Source organism: Streptococcus sp. 1004_SSPC (assembly GCF_001069025.1).
GTDB classification, from domain to species: Bacteria; Bacillota; Bacilli; order Lactobacillales; family Streptococcaceae; genus Streptococcus; species Streptococcus vestibularis.
Map to the genome: position 1 here is coordinate 18493 of NZ_JWGQ01000127.1, position 18915 is coordinate 37407.

The window sequence follows — 18915 nt, forward strand, 5'->3', positions numbered from 1 at the left end:
TTATGGTTTTAAAAGGTATCACCAAGTCTTTCAAAAATGGTCAAGAGTCCTTGCAGGTACTCAAGGGGATTGATTTATCAGTTGAAGAAGGTGACTTCGTGGCAATCATGGGTCCTTCTGGTTCAGGAAAATCAACCCTCATGAATATTATCGGCCTCCTTGATCAACCGACGACAGGTTCCTACCAACTCGAGGGCGAGGATGTGGCTGATCTCTCTGAAAATCGTTTGGCCAAGGTACGAAATGACCAGATTGGCTTTATCTTTCAACAGTTTTTTCTATTGCCAAAGTTAAGTGCCCAAAGGAACGTAGAGCTTCCCTTGATTTATGCAGGGAAATCTCCACGCGAACGTAAGCAAAGGGCAGAGCAATTCTTGGAAAAAGTCGGCTTGTCAGACCGTAGCCATCACCTACCGTCAGAGTTGTCTGGGGGACAGAAGCAGAGGGTTGCCATTGCGCGTGCACTGTCTAACGATCCGGCAATCATTTTGGCGGATGAACCTACGGGTGCTCTTGATACCAAGACAGGAAACCAGATTATGGAGCTCTTAACCCAGCTAAACCGTGAAGGGAAGACCATTGTCATGGTTACCCATGAACCCGAGATTGCAGACTATGCCCGACGTAAGATTGTCATTCGTGATGGTGAAATCACTCAGGACACGACTGATAGCGTTCGGATTGACTAGGAGGTAAGAATGGAAAATTGGAAATTTGCTCTTAGTTCTATTCGTTCACACAAGATGCGGTCCTTCCTGACCATGTTGGGAATTATCATTGGTGTTGCTGCGGTAGTACTTATCATGGGGCTAGGAAATGGGATGCGTCAGAGTGTTACCGATAGTGTGACAGGTGATAAGGATACTGTTCAAGTCTACTATGAAGCCAAGGGTGAGGAGTTAGATCCTGCCTATGCAGACTTGTCACAACCGACCAAACCGGTTAAAGAAGTTTGGTTGGAGCAAGTGGCTAGGCAGACACCTGGTATCGATAGTTATTTTGTGACCAACAGCCTAACGTCCTCTATCTCCCTCCAAAAAAAGACTGTGAAGAATGTTAATATCACAGGTGCCAGTCAGGGCTACTTTAAAGCTAAAAAGTTAGAGATGTTGACAGGACGTTCCTTGAAAGACAATGATTACAAAAATTTTTCGCGCGTCATTGTCATTGATCAGATGGTAGCCAAAAAACTCTTTAGGACGAATGAGGATGCCCTTAATCAGGTGGTTACTATTGGAAATAATGATTATCGTGTGATTGGTGTTTATAAGAATAAAGACACAGCTATTGGTGCCTCTGGTGAAATTGGGACAGCGCTTGTAGCCAATACCCAGTTAGCAGCTGAGAATAATACTGATCCTATTGGTCAGATTTTTTTCCATGTGACCGATGTGAAAAATAGTAGCAGTGTCGCTAAGGATGCCGCTAAACGCTTGACCCAGTTGTCCCAAGCTGATAATGGAGAGTACAAGGCAGCAGATATGAGTTCAGCCTTAGATCAGGTGAACACAATCTTTGGAACCATTACCACTGTTGTCGGTGCTATTGCTGGGATTTCACTCTTAGTTGGTGGAATTGGTGTTATGAATATCATGCTGGTTTCGGTAACTGAGAGGACACGAGAGATTGGTCTTCGTAAAGCTTTAGGTGCCACACGTCGTAAAATCTTGACTCAGTTTTTGATTGAATCGATGGTCCTTACCATCTTGGGTGGTTTGATTGGTCTAGGTTTTGCGGCCCTTGTAGTTGGACCAATTGGGAGTGCAATGAATCTTAAAGCTACGGTCTCTCTTAGCGTAGCCATGGGAAGCATAGCCTTCTCAGCAGCCGTAGGAATCATCTTTGGCCTTCTACCGGCTAATAAAGCTTCGAAACTAGATCCTATCGAAGCACTTAGATATGATTAGAAAAGACCTCTTGAAATCTTTGGATTTTGAGAGGTTTTATGGTGTTCAAAAAAAGATAGAGAAAAAATCCAAAAAAAGTTGTATTTTTCTCTTGACGTCTGATTCAGGTCATGGTATCCTATATGAGGTTTGAAAAAAACTGACCTAAGACAGTTGGGGAGCTAGACTCGTAAACATCCAACCGAGGCACAAAACGTAACTATTTTTTGTAACGTATTGTACTTTCGTGTCTAGGTTTAGGTACGATTTTTTTGTGCCTAGCCCAAAAATAAAAACGGAGGTAAAACTACTAATGAGTGAAGCTATTATTGCTAAAAAAGCTGAACAGGTTGCTATTGTCGCTGAGAAAATGAAAGCAGCAGCATCTATCGTTGTTGTTGACTCTCGTGGACTTACAGTTGACCAAGATACAGTTCTTCGTCGTAATCTTCGTGAATCAGGCGTTGAATTTAAAGTTATCAAAAACTCTATCTTGAGCCGTGCAGCTGAAGAAGCAGGTCTTGAAGACCTTAAAGAACTTTTTGTTGGTCCATCTGCAGTAGCATTCTCAAACGAAGATGTTATCGCACCAGCAAAAGTTATTAGCGAATTTGCTAAAGATGCAGAAGCTCTTGAAATCAAAGGTGGTGTTGTTGACGGTGCGTTCACTTCAGTCGAAGAAATCAACGCTCTTGCATCACTTCCAAACAAAGAAGGTATGCTTTCTATGCTCCTTTCTGTACTTCAAGCGCCAGTGCGCAACGTTGCATACGCTGTCAAAGCTGTTGCAGAAAGCAAAGAAGACGGTGCTGCATAAGCTCGTCTTCACAACTCGTAGCTTAAGCTACGTTTAAAACACTATATTAAAAACACATTTGGAGGAAATCACAATGGCATTGAACATTGAAAACATTATTGCTGAAATTAAAGAAGCTTCAATCCTTGAATTGAACGACCTTGTAAAAGCTATCGAAGAAGAGTTTGGCGTAACTGCTGCTGCTCCTGTAGCTGCTGCTGCAGCTGGTGGTGCTGACGCTGGTGCTGCTAAAGATTCATTCGACGTTGAATTGACATCTGCAGGTGACAAAAAAGTTGGTGTTATCAAAGTTGTACGTGAAATCACAGGCGAAGGTCTTAAAGAAGCTAAAGCTATCGTTGACGGTGCACCATCAGTTCTTAAAGAAGGTGTTGCTGCAGCTGAAGCTGAAGAAATCAAAGCTAAACTTGAAGAAGCTGGAGCTTCAGTTACTCTTAAATAATCGAGTATCGCAATTTGATTGCGAAAGCCTAGTAAATCAAGGTTTAATGATTGCTTAGAGCGATAAAAAATCGGTGGAATGATTTCATTCCCCACTAAAACCCCACCAAGATTAAACCTTGGTGGGGTTTATTTTTTTACTCAAAATCATGATATAATAAGATTATCGAAATTTCTAAGCTAGCTTAGTCTTTTGCTTACACAAAAGACTAATAACTATCAGCTAAAGAATATAATTATTAGTGGAGTTGTGTATGGCAATTAAAGGACTTAGTTTAAAGGAAAGCATGAATAAGTTTGTCCAAGCTATCATGCCGTTGGATGATGAAAAGTTATGTTTTGAAAAATACTTAACTGAGTATTTGACTCATCTTAAAAATAATAAAACCGAAAGTGAAGAGTATCAGAAAAACTTGCTTAAACATTTTTTGGAGCAAGTTTTACCTTATAATTTTATAAATACTTCTAGTCGTATTGATTTGGCTATTTACAATGGGAAGACATCAGATTCAACATTGGGTGTTATTTTTGAGTGTAAAAGTTTAACTAATAAATCAGAAATGATGACTAAGGAAAGATTAAATACTAAGGCTTTTCAAGAGATTGTAGCTTACTATTTGTCTGAACGTTTATTTTCAAAAAATCTTGAAATAAAAAAATGTATTATAACTAATGGCTTATCTTGGTTTGTGATAGAAGCTAAAGAGTTTGAAAAATATTTTTTTAAGAATAAGCGTTTAATTGAGCTTGTGACAAAATTTAGTAAAAATCAGCTTTCAAGTAATAGAACAGATTTTCTGTACTCTGAAGTAATTGCGCCTGAAATTGATAAAGCGATTGAAAAAGGTATTGTTGTTGCCCACTTTGATTTGAGTCAAGCTTTAGTTAAATCAAGTAAGTCTATTGAAATAAAGAAAAGTAACTTAACACAACTTTACCGATTTTTCACAGCAGAAAACTTATTAAATAAAGAAATCTTTACAGATTCCAATAAGCTTAATAAGAATTTTTATGATGAACTGTTGTATTTGATGGGGTTAGAAGAAATTAAACAGGGAACAAGTAAAATAATTTCTCGTCTTAAACCTGCCAGGCGACAACGTTATTCGTTTGTTGAAAATATTATTGATAAACTTGAAATGAAGGATGTCCCTAGGCAGAAACAAGAAGAAACTGCCATTCAGCTAACAGTAGTTTGGATGAATCGTATTTTATTCTTGAAACTACTTGAATCCCAGTTGATTCAATTTAATCAAAGTGAGGATTTCAGATTTTTAACATTTGAAAAATTAGATAGTTTTGAAGAAATTTACAGTCTTTTCTTTGCGGTGCTTGCTAAAAAAGAAGAGGATAGGAATCAGCGTGTACAAGAAAAATTTGGCTATGTTCCTTATCTCAACTCATCACTATTTGAAGAGACTGAACTAGAGACCTCAAGAGATGGTATAGGGATTGACCGCTTGCCTGAAGGTAACATTGATATTTTTTCAAAAACGGCACTTAAAGGGGCTGATAAAAAACGTAAATCAGGTAAAATAAACTTCATTGCTTATCTTTTTGACTTTTTAGATTCTTATGATTTTTCTACTACTATTTCACATCATAAAAAATCTAAAAATGACCTTATTAATGCTTCTGTGCTAGGATTAATTTTTGAAAAAATCAATGGTTATAAAGATGGTTCGTTCTTTACTCCCGGTCACATTACAATGTATATGTCTAGGAAAGCAATTAGAACAGCAGTTGTAGATAAGGTAAATGAATTTCTGAATTGGCAATGTGAAACAATCGAAGAGGTTAAATTTCATATTCAAAATATCAAAATTGCAAAAAAAGTAAATTCGGCAATTAATGACCTTAAAATTTGTGACCCTGCGGTTGGTTCAGGGCACTTCCTTGTTTCTATTTTAAATGAAATAATTGCTCTAAAGAGTGAACTAAATGTACTATTCGATGATGAAGGAAACCATATCGGCAACCTTATCCAATGTTATGTTATTAATGATGAGCTTGTAATTCAGGATATGGCAGGGAATAACTTTCTTTATCAAGTAAATAATCGCCAGTCTGAGAAAATTCAGAAAGCAATATTTAATCAGAAACGTTATATTCTTGAAAATTGCCTTTTCGCAGTAGATATAAATCCAAGCTCAGTAAATATTTGTCGATTGCGTCTCTGGATAGAGTTATTAAAATCATCCTATTACTACCAAAATAAAATGGGGCCTAAGACCTTAACAACCTTGCCAAATATTGATATTAATATCAAAGTTGGTGATAGTCTTCTACATAAGTTTGATTTGGACTATGAGTTCGATATGAGACGGACAGATTTTAAAGAGTATTTGTCTTTAGTAAGGGAATATAAAGAAACAAATAATAAGCGAACTAAAGCTAAAATCTGGGATAAAATTTCTAATTTAAAGCGGTCATTTGATGACACAGCTTCAAATCCTGAACTGCAACGGTTAAAGAAGTTGGAAGTAGAGTTAGGGAAAGCAGGTATTATTGATTTATTTGGAGATGAGACTGCTGAAACTAGAAGATACGAACAAGTTAAAAAACAAGTATCTGAAGCTAAAAAAATTTTAGAAGCTCGTTTAAAGAATCCGTTATATGCTGGTGGTATGGAATGGCGAATGGAGTTTCCCGAAATTTTGGGAGAAGACGGTCGCTTTGTTGGCTTCGACCTAGTGATTGGGAATCCTCCTTATATTTTTGCTCAAAATAATACCTTTTCAGTTGAAATGAAAAGCTACTATTCAAGGAGTTACCCTTTGAATAACTATCAAGCAAATACATTTGGTTTGTTTTTAGAATTGGCTTTTTCTCTAGTTCGAGATGGTGGCGGAATTTCATATATTATTCCCAACTCTTTTTTAACAATTAATCAATATAAGACACTACGCCATCATATTCTTAAAAGCTATGATGAAGTAACTTTTATAAATTCTAAAGACAAAATTTTTGATGAAGCTTCAATTGATGTTTGTATAGTAGAGATGTTTACAAAACGTCCCTCAAAAGTTACTTTAGGTGTGATTTCAGGTGGTGAGATAAAAATAGTAGCTGATACTAAGGCTGAAAGTTTACTTAATCAGGATGTAATTACAATTTCGTCTATTAGTGGAAGAGTTTCATCATTGCTATTGAAAATTGAGAAGAAGTCTAAAGTAATAGAAAAAAATTACGGTACAGTCAAAGATGGATTGAAAGCGTATGAACGAGGTAAAGGAAGTCCTAAACAACCTGAGGATAAGGATGAATTTAAAGAGTTCAAAGCCAGTAAACCGTTCTTTTCTAATCAAAAAAAAGATGATTCCTATCGGATGTTTCTATCGGGTAGAGATTTACAAAGATACCATTTAAAATGGTCAGGAAAGTTTTTATCTTATGGGAATCACCTAGCTGCACCTAGAGACAGTAAACTTTTTGAAGGAGAGAGAATTTTAATTGCTAGAATTCCAGTGAAATCTATCTATACTTTTAGAGCAACTTATACAAAAGAAAATTTTGTACATGAACAGAGTATTGAAAGTATTACCAATCTGAAAGTTTCCCCTTTATATTTAATTGGTGTATTGAATTCAAAAATACTTTCTTTTTATGCTATTGAAAAGTTTGACTTTTTACAAAGAAATACATTTCCACAGATGAGGCTGACACAAATCAAGCAGTTCCCTATTCCTAATTCAAATGATGACCAACAGAATGAAATTGCTGACTTAGTTGTGCAAATAATGGAAGAAATGACAAAAGAAAAAGTTAATCAAGACTTGGTTGATTCTTTAAATACTGAGATTGATGAACTCGTCATGGATTTGTTTGGATTGACTGAAGAAGAAAAGCAAATTATACGAGATTTTGAAGTCTAGAAAGTAGGGATATAAATGGCAAAAAGTTTACAAAGTCAATTTAAAGGTATTGAGAGAAATATGGTCAGAGAAATGAACAAAATGGTGAAGAGGGCAAATAAGAAAATCAATCCTGTAATACTTCCAACACAACTGGATTCCACTAGTTCAGCACTAAATTTTAACGAATATCATCAAGATAATAGTACACATGTTTCAATCGGTGGAGATATGATGAATTCTCAAATTGGTGGTAAAAATAATACGATAATTATTAATTATGCTGATATGGAGATTGAGAAATTATTCGAGAACATCAAGGAGTATTCAAGAACATTGGCTAACGAGGATAAGACCGAGTTAGTAACAATATTAAATAACTTGCAGGAAATTGGGAAAGTTGAGGGTCATCAAAGTTTCTTCGACAAACATCCAATATTAGAAATGGCTTTTAACGCTATTACAGCATGGGGAATTGAGAATGGGATGGATAGTTTAGTTAACATTATTTCAAAAGTATTTGAGTAAGTAAAAAGGTTTCGTTGTGAATAAAACGAAACCTTTTTTATATTAATCAAAAAGTATACCTCTATCAGTTTCGTCAAACCAGAAAGTAAATTCCTGTTCCTGAGGGGCATCCTTTATCGCTTTCTGGTATGTTGTAATAAGCTCATCGATAGTGGTTACTCCAGTTTGGTATTTTTCTAGATTTTGAATTACCAAATCAACACTATCAATATAAGTTACTAAACAGTCAGGTATTTTTTCTAATGTTGAGTCTTTCTGATGTTGAATTTTGATTAGTGTCTTACAGTAACTTGTTGTAGCACTTAAAAGTTCCTCATCTATTTCTGATATGTCATCACCTAATAAATTAGAATGTAAATATTGTATATCATCCTTATAGATAGTGTATATCCGATAGCCAAGTGAATTTTCTTGTGCTTTATGTTCAACAAGAAAATCCAATAAATAGATTTTTAAGAAGTCAACCAATCGAGTCTGCATATTATTGAAAGTAAGACTATGACCATTAACAGAAATAAAATCAAAAAATTTTCGACTTAGGCTAAGTTTATCTTTTACATGCAATACATAAAAACGAAAAATAGCCTGAGATATAATTTGCTTTCTGTCATCCAAATTCGGACTTCCAGAGTAAATATCATAAATAGAAACTGTGTCTTCTCTAGTTACTTCTAGATTCTCATATGCTTGATAAAGCGCATAATCAGGAGAGTCAATCAAAATAGTATTTACTAAGTCACAATAACTGTCAGAATTTAACAGGTCCTTCATTAATACATAAAAGAAAATCCCTTCGTTTAGAGCAAGTTCCTCAGGCGTTCCCCAGTAGACTTCATTAATATCCTCATACACCATTTCAGTTGTGTCTATATCCCTATGTTCTAGAAAATCAACGAATTCATCAGTTGGACGACAATAGTCAAGGATTTCTTTAGCAAGTGAATAAGGAAGATAACTTGGATTTCTTCTTGTAATATTTTTCTTCCTAACTTGGGTAAGTTGTTTTCTATTATCAATTGCGATTTGATTATTTGAAATCTTTCTCAGCTTTATTGGATACTGGCTTTGAAATTCATCAATTGCATTATTGATGTTAGAAATTTTATTTTCAAGACGTTCTGAAGCTTGATAGTAAAAATAATTTGCGGTGTGCAAGAATTTAAGCATATAACTTCTTCTTTCTAAATACTCTTATAGTTATATTATACCGAACTTTTTCTATTAGTTATGGGTTAAAAATCAGAAATAAAAAGTTCAAAAGCACCCCGTACTAAAGTTCGAAGTTCGTAATAAAATAGTTATATGTTAAGGCACAGCTATAACAGATTTGTTTGGTATTGTTAAATGACATTCTCTCAATTGGAGAATATTAAAGGTCGTAGGGGTTAAAAATAAAAGTTAGAGATATCTAAAAAGCCCCTTAGCAGGAATCTCTAGTCATTATATAATGAGATTGTGCTTGGGCATAGAGTGTTAACACGAGAGTATTGCCAGTTGTCGGCTAGGTTAAGACAACAAGAATATTTAGGTGACTAAAATGGAAAAAATTAGTTTAAATAGTACAAAATTGGGAGAACTCCGCTTCTCAGTTAGTGAAGTTGATGCCCCTCAGGTTGCAATCATTACACAAGCAAGACAAGTCGCAAAACGAAACGACAATGGCGAAGTTATTGAAAATTCGGTTGCAAAATTGAATTTATCAGGAATTGATATTAAATTATACCAATTAATGAAACAACAAGGTCTTGATATTTCAAGTGTTGTTCCAATTACAATTGAAGTCGTAACAGACGAAGCGACTTTAAAACGATATAAAGTTGATGAGTTAATTGGAAAAATCGTTGATTTGCGTAGTGCAAAAGTCGCTCTAAAATGGGTATCACGAGGAAATTCTGGTGGTTGGGGTGGCTTAAAGCTCATTCTTGAAAATATTCAGATTGTCCAACCCAAGGCAACAAACTAAATAATTAAGTGATATACGGGATAGGGGATGTAGCGATTGCTACGTGGGTATTAATAAAAATAAAGGTGGTCAAATATGACTCTAATACGAATAATAAAAGAATGGGTTAGCCCCCTTAGTATAAATGAACGAAAGGTTACTTATATTAAAGTAACCAAGACTAAGACTCAACGCAGAAAACAGATGTTATTGACTTTAGCTATTTTGTTCATTAGTCAAATAACATTGGCTTTTGTAATATCAATGCTGAGATATTTTTCTCAAGAAAATGCTGATTTCGTACCAGTTTCAATCGCGGTATGTCTTATTAGCATAGAAGTTCTAACAATCCTGACGTGGATTATTTTGCACTCACTATATTCTCCGATTGAAAAATGGAGAGTATCAACCTTACTAAAGGGATTTGCAGAAGAAAACGATATACTTCGTAAACATAAATCTGATATTGACAGTACTCAGTCCATTCGTTGGGAGTATTACCTAAATTCGGGAATGATATTTATAAAACTATTTCAAGGTGGTCATGTTTCAAAAGCTAGTTCTGAGGAAATTCCAAATGCACTCTTGTCATACTTTATTAAAGAAACAAGGGAATCGTGGTTTTTGGAGCAATATCTTATCGGAGATGGCTTCGTTAAAATGGTCTTCTCTCACAAGCCAGATAAGTCACTATATATAAAAGGTTATGAAGATTTTATTGAATCTAAAGATTTAAATATCAAATTGACTAAGCGATTAAGTTGGACACTGAAGCAACCGATGGGACTAATAGTAGGTCCTACCTCATCAGGAAAAACGAGTTTACTAAAATATTTGATATTGGCTTATCTAATCAATAATCCGAAAAATACAGTATATACGATTGATGGTAAAGGAGCATACTTGAGTCAATCAATGCAAATTATTGGTGATGTTGCCACAAATGGTGAAGATTCATTCAAGATGATTTCCTATCTTGAGGATTTGATGGAAGCTAGATATGCTGAATTAAATGCGGATATTTCTGCTGATGAGGATATTACACATAATGAAAAATTTAGACATGGACAAGTCCTACTTGTGATTGATGAATATCTCGCATTAGCTACCACAATGCAAGCTGAAGATAAACTTCGGAAACCAGCCGACCGACTATTTCCACAGTTTTATGCAAAGTTGATGAAATTGATTGTCAAAGGACGTCAAGCCTCAATCTTCGTTATTATTTCAGGACAGATGATTCCAACCTCTATTTTACCGAGTGAAGCTAGAGATTCTCTTGGCTTGAGGATAGCTTTGGGGAGGATTAGTCAATCACAGGCAACTGAAATTTTTAATATGAGCAAGTCAGCTCTTCCAAATGCAGATAGCTCACTCTATGAGGGAGTAATATATCTTGATGGAATCGGGCTTGAAAATCCTATAGTTTTTAGAACACCTTATTATGATGATAAGAAACTGCCATTCAAAGGCGCACTACGTGTTTTAAAATCTGAGCGGAGCTTGCTCCGCTCAGACAACTAAAACATATAAAGAGGGGATGATTAGCTGTCTACTTGACAGACAGCTAAGATAAGCTGATAGAGTAAGAAATAATAAGAAAGGCGGGTCAAAATGACTTGTCAGATGAATACAATGCAAAAATAGTCGGTTTTCCTGACCATATAGAAGTTATAAAGTATGGTAAGACGAAAAGGAAACCGAGACGACAAATAATACGGGCAACAGAGCCTAAAATACGTGATGAAGATGAGCAAGAGTTGTACGACTATCAACAGGCTCAGAAAATTAGACGAAAAATAAAATACTACTGTCAATCAAATGATTTTGATTTATTCTGGACGTTGACATTTGATGATAATAAAGTTGATGCTAGGGATTATCCTTATGCCAAAAAGAGGCTTAGAGCTTGGTTAAAATATCAACGAGAAAAATACGGAAAATTTCAATATATTTTTGTAGCAGAATTACATAAAAGCGGACGAATACATTTTCACGGTTTGACGGCTGGATTTTCCCCGCCATTGACCGAAGCGAGAAGTCCAAAAATAAATCGACTCATTAAGAAAAAAGGACTTCAAATCTATAATGCTGAAACATGGAAAAATGGATTTAGCACAGTATCAAAGATACAAGACAGAGAAAAAACCGCAAACTATATTTCTAAGTATATTACTAAAGAGTTGATGGCTATACCATCTGGATACCATCAACCACGGTATTTCGTGAGCCGTGGGTTAAACCAACCAGATATTGAATATAAAACTATCACGGACAAGGAATTAGCGAACTTTATTCCTACATTTGTTGCTGGTGAGCTAGATATGAACACACTCGAATTTGAAAAAACTGTATCAATATATAATTTAAAAGAGAATGACAAGAAAGAGTTGATACAGGATAGCACACCAGATACAGTTATAAAAAGTAGAATGAAAACTAAGAGAGATAAGAATGATAGCAATGAAAAAGAAACAGACAGTTAACCATAAAGATTTGATGGAACTAGGATTTCCAGAGCATACAGCAAGGGATATAATTAAGCAAGCAAAAACTATTGCAGTACAGTTATTTGAAGAAAGTAGAGAATCTTCAGGTAATGTGATAAAATTAAGTCGTTCGCCCTTTGAAAATTCAAGATTAAACCTTGCTCCTACATACATTGTAGAGGAATTACTCGGCTTTGAGTTGCTTTCTGAACAGAAAGGGGCTTAAAGATGGCTACTAAAAAATATCGTGGTGTTTCAAGAGATAAAAATGGAAAAATTTTCTATCAAACTGAATTTGGAGTAGACCCTGAAACGGGTAAACGTCGTCGGAAAAAAAGTTATAAAGATAAGGACGGTAATCCGTTCAAATCTGAAAAACAAGCATTTGATGAGCTTTGTCGCATAAGAGTAGAATTTGCTCAGCAGAATAATTCAAAAGTTTGTACGCTAACATTTTCTGAATATATGGATGATATATTTTTACCATATTATGTAAAAACTGTTCAAAGTTCTACATATAGAACGGCTCAGCCACATTTCGATTTGTTCAAATCAGAATTTGGAAAAATGAAGTTAGTTGATATCACCGTGAAAGATTGTGAGTTATTCCGATTAAAATTAATGGATGGTGAAAATTATTCTGCGAATTATGCCAAAAATTTGTGGATTCGATTCAAAAAAACTTTAACTTATGCTGAACGCCTAGAATTAATTGAAGTGAATCCATGTGATAAACTAGACAATATTGCTGGTGAACGCACGACAACAAAGTTTTGGACGTTTGAGGACTTCCAGAAAGTTGTCTCATCATTTGATGTATCAACCTATGATGGTCGTTATAAATACACCATGATTTGGCTCTATTTTATGACAGGGATTAGGGTGTCTGAAGGTCTTAGCTTAATTTGGTCTGATATTAATTTTGAGAAGAACTTACTTCATGTTCAATCTACACTAGAAGATTTAGGACACGGAGAATATGCCAGAAAAAATAGCACTAAGACCAACGCCGGTAATCGATATGTAGAATTGGATGAATTAACCGTTCAAGTATTAATGGAGTGGAAATTGGTTCAAATTAACAATTCTGAAACTGATTATATTCTTGCTAGAGAAGATGTTCCACTGCATAAAACAACATTAACACGAATTTTACAAAGGCAAGCTCGGAAGGTTGGAGTTCCAGAAATCACTGGTAAAGGGCTAAGACATTCGCATGATTCATTTATGATAAATGAGCTTGGCAAAGATGTATTATTTGTATCTGCTCGCTCAGGACGAGTTGATAAGGCAACAACCTTGAATATTTACTCACATTTGTATGACAGTAAAAAAGCAGATGGTGGAGCAGAAATTACTAAACGCTTGATAAGTGCAGGGTTCACACCCCACCAAAACCCCACCAATAAAGAAACAACTGCTTGAAAAGGTTGATAATAAAGGACTTATGATAAAGTGCAACTGTTACTCTTAAATAATAAGGTAACGACTCAAGTCGCTTAATAAAGGAACCAGGGCATTAGCTCTGGTTTTTTATTGAGATAAACGATTATGAGAAACTGTTTGAATTAATGGGGTTCCCTACCTAAAAACTGCCAAATTTATTTTTGGCAGTTTTTTGTTTTTCTATTTTAGACTGATCTTGTTTATCATATCTTCTACTATGGGATTAAAATATGAACGATTTTTCGATTTATTATTTTTTACTTGAAACAATTAAAGCATGTAAGAATAGACTGTCGCCTACATCATAATTTATATCTGATACTCACCTTTTTTTAATATATTGGAGTTTGCTTGCTATTCTTAGGTAGAAAAATTTAGGAATTTCTTTTCTCTTTGCGGATGCCTATTCATTCTGGTAGAGAGGAGGCAATGAAGAAGCAAATGCTTACTAAGAGAATATTTCCCCCCAAAAAACAGATTTAGCCACTAACTATGATGAGGTTTTGAACAAGGTCTTATATGATATCAATCACCGACCACGGAAATGCCTAGCTTACAGAACTGCTTGTGAAGCTCTAGTGGATGAGTTCGAGTAAATGTTGCACTTATACTTGCAATTTATCATTTCAAAAATTATAAAAAAGTTGTATTTTCATATTATATTATTTGATTAGAGTAGAGCAATTTGATAAAATAAATAGTATATGTGAAGGAATAAAAACTGAAAATTATCTTCTGGACTATTTTTGATGATATTCGGAAGTTTTTTAGTTGAGGTATTTCTGAGAACATGAAAATAAATAAAAGGAGGTTGTTTGACTCGATGAAAGGCAAGCAACAACAAGATTTTAGGGTAGAAAAATACATCCGTTACGGTATTCGTAAATATAGTTTTGGAGCGGCATCGGTAGCTATTGCGGCTGGTTTGATGTTCCTTGGAAATGGAGCAGTATCTGCTTCAGAAACGTCAGTTAATGGGAATACTGCAGATTCATCAGTAGTAGCTTCTAATCCAGAAAATGATGGGACTTCGACGAAAGCAGAAACTCCAGTAACTGAAAAAGAAGTAAAGGCAGAGGAGCCTAAAAAGGAAGATACTTCAGTTCAAAAAGAAGCAGAAGAAAAAACACCAACAGAAGCTCCTAAAGCAAATACTGAAAAAACTGCTGAAAAGGTTGCTGCCAATAAAACAGCACTCTATGAAGCAATTTCAAGCTTAGAGAACCGTATCGCTGTAGCTAAGAATGCAGATGCAAGTGCTCTTTCTGCTGCAAAGGAAGCTTTAGCAACCGCAAAATCGGTTTTTGCGAATCCAACAGATGGACAATCAGAAGTTGATAGTCAAACAGAAGCACTTAAGGCTTTAGCGACAGTTCTTGTAGAATCAAACGCTGCTGAAACTGCAAAGAAAGAAGAAGCGGCTAATCAAAATCAAGACAATCCTACAGTAGACACCAAGGTTTTGAACCAAACTTTATCTGAAGCAGAAGTTACCAACCAATTAGCTTATTCAGAGATGAATAAAAAGGATCTTTCTGATGAGAGTAAAGGTGCTATCGAGGCAGCAATTGCTAAGAACAAAGTTGTCCTTGCGGAAACAACCAAATTGTTGGCTGATAAGAGCTTAGCACAAGAACAAGTGGATGCTCAGTTGAACCGTTTGAACGAGTCAATTCAGGCAGTCTATGACGAATTGAAACGAAACGGTATCGGCCAAGATGGGAAATTCGCTGTAGCTCTCTCAGCTAACGAAGGATACACAGCTTCTTCTACAGAATTAAGAAAAGAAAATGGTGAATTTCTTGGTTCTACAGGTAAATCTTACAAAGTACTAGATGGCAACGACAACTATAAAATTTATGTTCATGGCTATCAATCTGAGAACACTGATGTGCCTGCGGCAAATAGTGGACAAGCAGGAATAAGTGGTCGTACAGATATTCCTTTATCAAAAACTGAAGCTCAAAAACTTGGACGAGAAGCTGCTCTATGGAAAGGTAAAATTCGTGCTACAGGAAAAGCTAATGGGAACACAACTTGGGGATCTGGTGGAGCTTATGAATACATAGCTACAGAAATCTACGGATATACTTATGAACAAGGAAATCACTATGTATATCTTACAGATGTGAAAAAACGTTTTAGTTTATCTGATGAGGCAACTGCTGCAGGTTACAAAATCACAAACGTCGCCTTAAGCAACTTAATTCCAGGATTAGCTTATAATGAAGCTACAGATACTGTAGAAGGATATGTAGCATCTTCTCTTCAAAACGGTGTATATGACATGCGTTATATTGTAACTGTAGAGAAAGATGGAGCTACTCAGCAGGTTACTTTCAGGGATTTAACGGCTGGATGGATAGGATGGCAAGATACATCTGCACCACTTATTCAAGGATCTTCTAAGTTAGTTACAGTAGGTGACGAAGTAAGTCATAACATCAAATATGTTGATAATGATGGAATGAGTCGTGATGAAAGAACTGGTTATGTATACAGAAGTAATGGAGAAAAAGTTGTTGCCGGTTCAAAAACTGCTCCTGGAAGCACGAGTGGAGCAACCTTTACTGCAGTTGATGGATCTAAAGTAAATACCGAGAACGGACCACAAACTGTCACAGCCCATACATCCCTAAACGGTAATTATACAGGAAGTCAAACTTCGATAAACGATGTCGTACCAGGATTAAATTATAATCCACAAACTGGAGATATTACTGGGACAGCAAGTGAAGCTGGAATTTTCACAGCGGCTGTTTATGCGAAAGACTATAATAATACAACCAATGCGAAAAATCAGGATTGGAATATGTATGGTCAAGAAGCTCATGAAAATATTACAATCGCAGTAGCACCTAAGATTACTGTTAAGAATGTTGAAGCTTATGCAACAAATATACCTGTAACAATCTCAAATGGAGCTAACAAAGCAGAAATTACAATGCCAGATGGAACAGTTACTAAATTAGTAGCTAAGAACGGAAACTGGGTAGTAGCTGCAGGTACTACAAATACAGCAGTTCAAGAAGGAGCAGTATTAGCGCCAGTTGCAACTTCAGGGGAATCAACTATTAACTTAACAGTGACTCCGAAATCTACAAAATACGTTGGTGTGGATAATATTGCGGCTAAAGCAACAACTGACAAGGTAAAAGCAAATATTCAACGTGAATTTGCTATGGTAACTGACGCAGCAGGTAATACGTACAAAGCGGTATTTAACCATGCAACAGGTAAATATTCGTTACCTACTGAAAAAGCTTATGAATTAAAAGACAATGGTAATGGTACATCAACTCTTATTGAACGTCGTGTTTATACAGATGCGCAAGCAAATGGTGATGTTAAATTCGTTGTTTATGAGTTTGAACGTACATGGAATACAACATCTTCAGCATCAACATTAGAGGACAAGATTGCAGAAATCCGTAAAAATGGTGAGGTAACTGCAGTAGGTAATGTTACGCGTACAGAGACTCTAATCAAGAAAGATAACACATCATCAGAACAAGGGATGGTAGTTACAGTAAGTTACGACTCAGTAACAAACCAATGGACATCTTCTGACGGTACAGCGGTAACAGCTAAAGAATCAAATGCAGGTTGGGAAATCGAAACAGCATCTGGATTCAAAGGATATGTATCATACCGTGAAGCAAGTTCAACAGATGTAGCATCAATCCAAAATGCTAAACCAACAGGAACCTCAACAAGCTATTCAGAAGCAAAAGGTACATCAGTAGACTTAATCAAGTCAACTAAAGCAAATGTAGCATTCGCAGATACAATCGATGATAAAACATCAGCAACAGATTCTGATACGATTAAAACAAAAGTAACAGCAACTGCACCAGATGGCTCAGTAACTACTTTTGATGGAGCTCAAGCAGAAGAAACAGCTTATATCCAAGCACAACGTACAGCAGCAGCTAAAACTCAAGCGGCAGCAACAGCTGTAAAAGAACAACAAGATACACAAAACGAATTAGCTCGTCTTCAAGAACTACTAGACCGTCAAACACGAGTAGTAGAAGATGCTCAAAAGGCATTAGATGACTTGAAATTACGTACAATTTCACCAACAGCTCAAGAATTAGCAGAAAGAAAACTTGCTAATTCTAAAGAGTTTAAAGCATCTATAGAAGAACAATTAGCAACAGCTAAGGCAAATCTTACTACAAAAACAACAGAGGTAGAAACAGCACGTACTGCAGCTTTAGAAGCTGAAAAAGCGGTAGAAACAGCACGTACAGCTCTTAAAACAGCAGCAGAATCAAACTTAGCTAAAGCTAACGCTTATGTACTATCTCAAAAAGGACGTTACAAAGTAACAGCCAGAGCAGTAGACTCAAACGGTGTTGTAACAACTCCAACAGTAGATGGAACAGATGCTGGAGAAGTTACAGAAGATGCAGTAGCAGAAACAACTTACTACATCGTAGTAACAGAACCAGAGAAATCATCAGGTGCTCAAGCTCAAAAACAAACTGACTCAATGGCCGACAATTTCAATGATGGAAAAGAAGGAACTACAGTATCAAATTATAAACTAGTAGATCCAAAAACAGGAGCAAAAGTTGAATCTTTAACAACTGAAGAAGGAACATACACTGTAGATCCAACGACTGGTGAGGTGTCATTTACACCAGCTGAAGGATTTGTTGGTACAGCAGCTCCTATCACAGTAGCAGCAGATGTGACATTTAATGACGAGTCAGGTAACCCAGTAACAGTACCAGTTTCAAATACATATACACCAACTGTATACGGAATTGACCCAGCTGATGATGAAACTACTGGTAAACAAGGTCAAACGCAGACATCTATTTCTGGAAAAGAACGTTTTGAAGAACTAAACACTGCAACTAATACACCTGATGGAACAAATGTTGACTGGACAACAGCTGCCTACTCATTAGAAGGAGCTAATGCTGAAGGTAAAGTGGTAGTTGATGGAGAAGGAACATACTCAATCGATCCAACAACAGGTGTAGTAACATTTGAACCACTTCCAACATTTACAGGAAAAGCTAAAGGTGTTAATGTACAAGTATCAGTAACAGCAACTGACTCAGAAGGAAACAAAGTTCCAGTTACTTCAAAAGGGTCTTATACTCCAGAAGTAACACCAGTTAAGCCAACAGGTGAAGGTGTAACTTCAAGTGGTAAACAAGGTCAAGAGCAAACAGGAACACCTAAATTTACTCAAGGTGATGAAACAGCGCCAATCACAATCAACGAACAGCAACCGGCTAAATTCGTAGTAAATGGACAACCAGTAGAAGACAAAGAAATTCCAGCTACAAAAGATGGAAAAGAAGTTGGTAAATACGTAATCGATCCATTAACAGGTGTTGTAACATTTAAACCAAACAAAGACTTTGTTGGTACTCCGGATCCAGCAACTGTTGAAGTTAAAGATAAGAATGGAACTCCAGCAACAGCTACTTACACACCAACAGTAACGCCAGTAACACCAACAGCAGAACCAAAAGAAACAACTGGAAAA

Annotated in this window: 13 protein-coding genes, 1 pseudogene and 1 other annotated feature; of the genes and pseudogenes, 13 read left to right on the plus strand and 1 reads right to left on the minus strand. The window is 35.9% G+C overall.

All coding sequences use genetic code 11. From position 1 onward, the window contains the following. Nucleotides 1-2: 2 nt before the first annotated feature. From ADF62_RS09430 to ADF62_RS09455, 6 genes are all read left to right on the plus strand, one after another. Complete coding sequence (locus ADF62_RS09430; protein ID WP_282183888.1) at nt 3-689, plus strand: ABC transporter ATP-binding protein; 687 nt, start codon at nt 3-5, stop codon at nt 687-689. A 9-nt stretch (nt 690-698) separates the two neighbouring features. Next, on the plus strand, nt 699-1907 hold the full coding sequence (locus ADF62_RS09435) for an ABC transporter permease (RefSeq protein ID WP_003097700.1): 1209 nt from the start codon (nt 699-701) through the stop codon (nt 1905-1907). Between the two features lie 125 nt (nt 1908-2032). Further along, nucleotides 2033-2168 (plus strand) — a sequence feature (ribosomal protein L10 leader region). 31 nt (nt 2169-2199) lie between these two features. Beyond that, nucleotides 2200-2703 carry a 50S ribosomal protein L10 gene (rplJ, locus tag ADF62_RS09440; protein WP_003095623.1) on the plus strand — a complete coding sequence of 168 codons (504 nt, stop codon included), beginning with the start codon at nt 2200-2202 and terminating at the stop codon, nt 2701-2703. 73 nt (nt 2704-2776) lie between these two features. Continuing rightward, the gene (gene rplL, locus ADF62_RS09445) at nt 2777-3145 is read left to right on the plus strand and encodes a 50S ribosomal protein L7/L12 (protein WP_003095336.1); all 369 of its coding nucleotides are present in this window, start codon (nt 2777-2779) and stop codon (nt 3143-3145) included. Nucleotides 3146-3398: 253 nt separating this feature from the next. Further along, nucleotides 3399-7019 carry a DUF7149 domain-containing protein gene (locus tag ADF62_RS09450; RefSeq protein ID WP_048788666.1) on the plus strand — a complete coding sequence of 1207 codons (3621 nt, stop codon included), beginning with the start codon at nt 3399-3401 and terminating at the stop codon, nt 7017-7019. A gap of 15 nt (nt 7020-7034) precedes the next feature. Next, nucleotides 7035-7526, plus strand: coding sequence for a hypothetical protein (locus ADF62_RS09455; protein ID WP_048788667.1), 492 nt, complete (start codon nt 7035-7037; stop codon nt 7524-7526). 42 nt (nt 7527-7568) lie between these two features. On the opposite strand, the gene ADF62_RS09460 is transcribed toward ADF62_RS09455, so the two are convergent. Further along, nucleotides 7569-8693, minus strand: a complete 1125-nt coding sequence (locus tag ADF62_RS09460; protein WP_048788668.1) for a hypothetical protein — start codon at nt 8691-8693, stop codon at nt 7569-7571. 370 nt (nt 8694-9063) lie between these two features. Between ADF62_RS09460 and ADF62_RS09465 the strand changes: the two genes are divergently transcribed. From ADF62_RS09465 to ADF62_RS09490, 7 genes and pseudogenes are all read left to right on the plus strand, one after another. After that, the gene (locus ADF62_RS09465) at nt 9064-9489 is read left to right on the plus strand and encodes a hypothetical protein (protein WP_048788669.1); all 426 of its coding nucleotides are present in this window, start codon (nt 9064-9066) and stop codon (nt 9487-9489) included. A 75-nt stretch (nt 9490-9564) separates the two neighbouring features. Next, nucleotides 9565-10992 carry an FtsK/SpoIIIE domain-containing protein gene (locus tag ADF62_RS09470; RefSeq protein WP_048788670.1) on the plus strand — a complete coding sequence of 476 codons (1428 nt, stop codon included), beginning with the start codon at nt 9565-9567 and terminating at the stop codon, nt 10990-10992. 95 nt (nt 10993-11087) lie between these two features. Next, nucleotides 11088-11954, plus strand: a complete 867-nt coding sequence (locus tag ADF62_RS09475) for a rolling circle replication-associated protein (protein WP_048788671.1) — start codon at nt 11088-11090, stop codon at nt 11952-11954. Next, the gene (locus ADF62_RS09480; RefSeq protein ID WP_041784117.1) at nt 11932-12183 is read left to right on the plus strand and encodes a DUF3173 family protein; all 252 of its coding nucleotides are present in this window, start codon (nt 11932-11934) and stop codon (nt 12181-12183) included. The genes ADF62_RS09475 and ADF62_RS09480 overlap by 23 nt, the downstream gene beginning before the upstream one ends. Before the next feature lie 2 nt (nt 12184-12185). Continuing rightward, entirely contained in the window at nt 12186-13382 is a 1197-nt protein-coding gene (locus ADF62_RS09485) for a tyrosine-type recombinase/integrase (RefSeq protein WP_048788672.1), read from the plus strand. 389 nt (nt 13383-13771) lie between these two features. Continuing rightward, nucleotides 13772-13999: pseudogene (locus ADF62_RS11805) on the plus strand (IS30 family transposase); the annotation flags it as partial. A 227-nt stretch (nt 14000-14226) separates the two neighbouring features. Continuing rightward, on the plus strand, nt 14227-18915 hold a 4689-nt coding region (locus tag ADF62_RS09490), incomplete at its 3' end, for a YSIRK-type signal peptide-containing protein (RefSeq protein WP_048788673.1).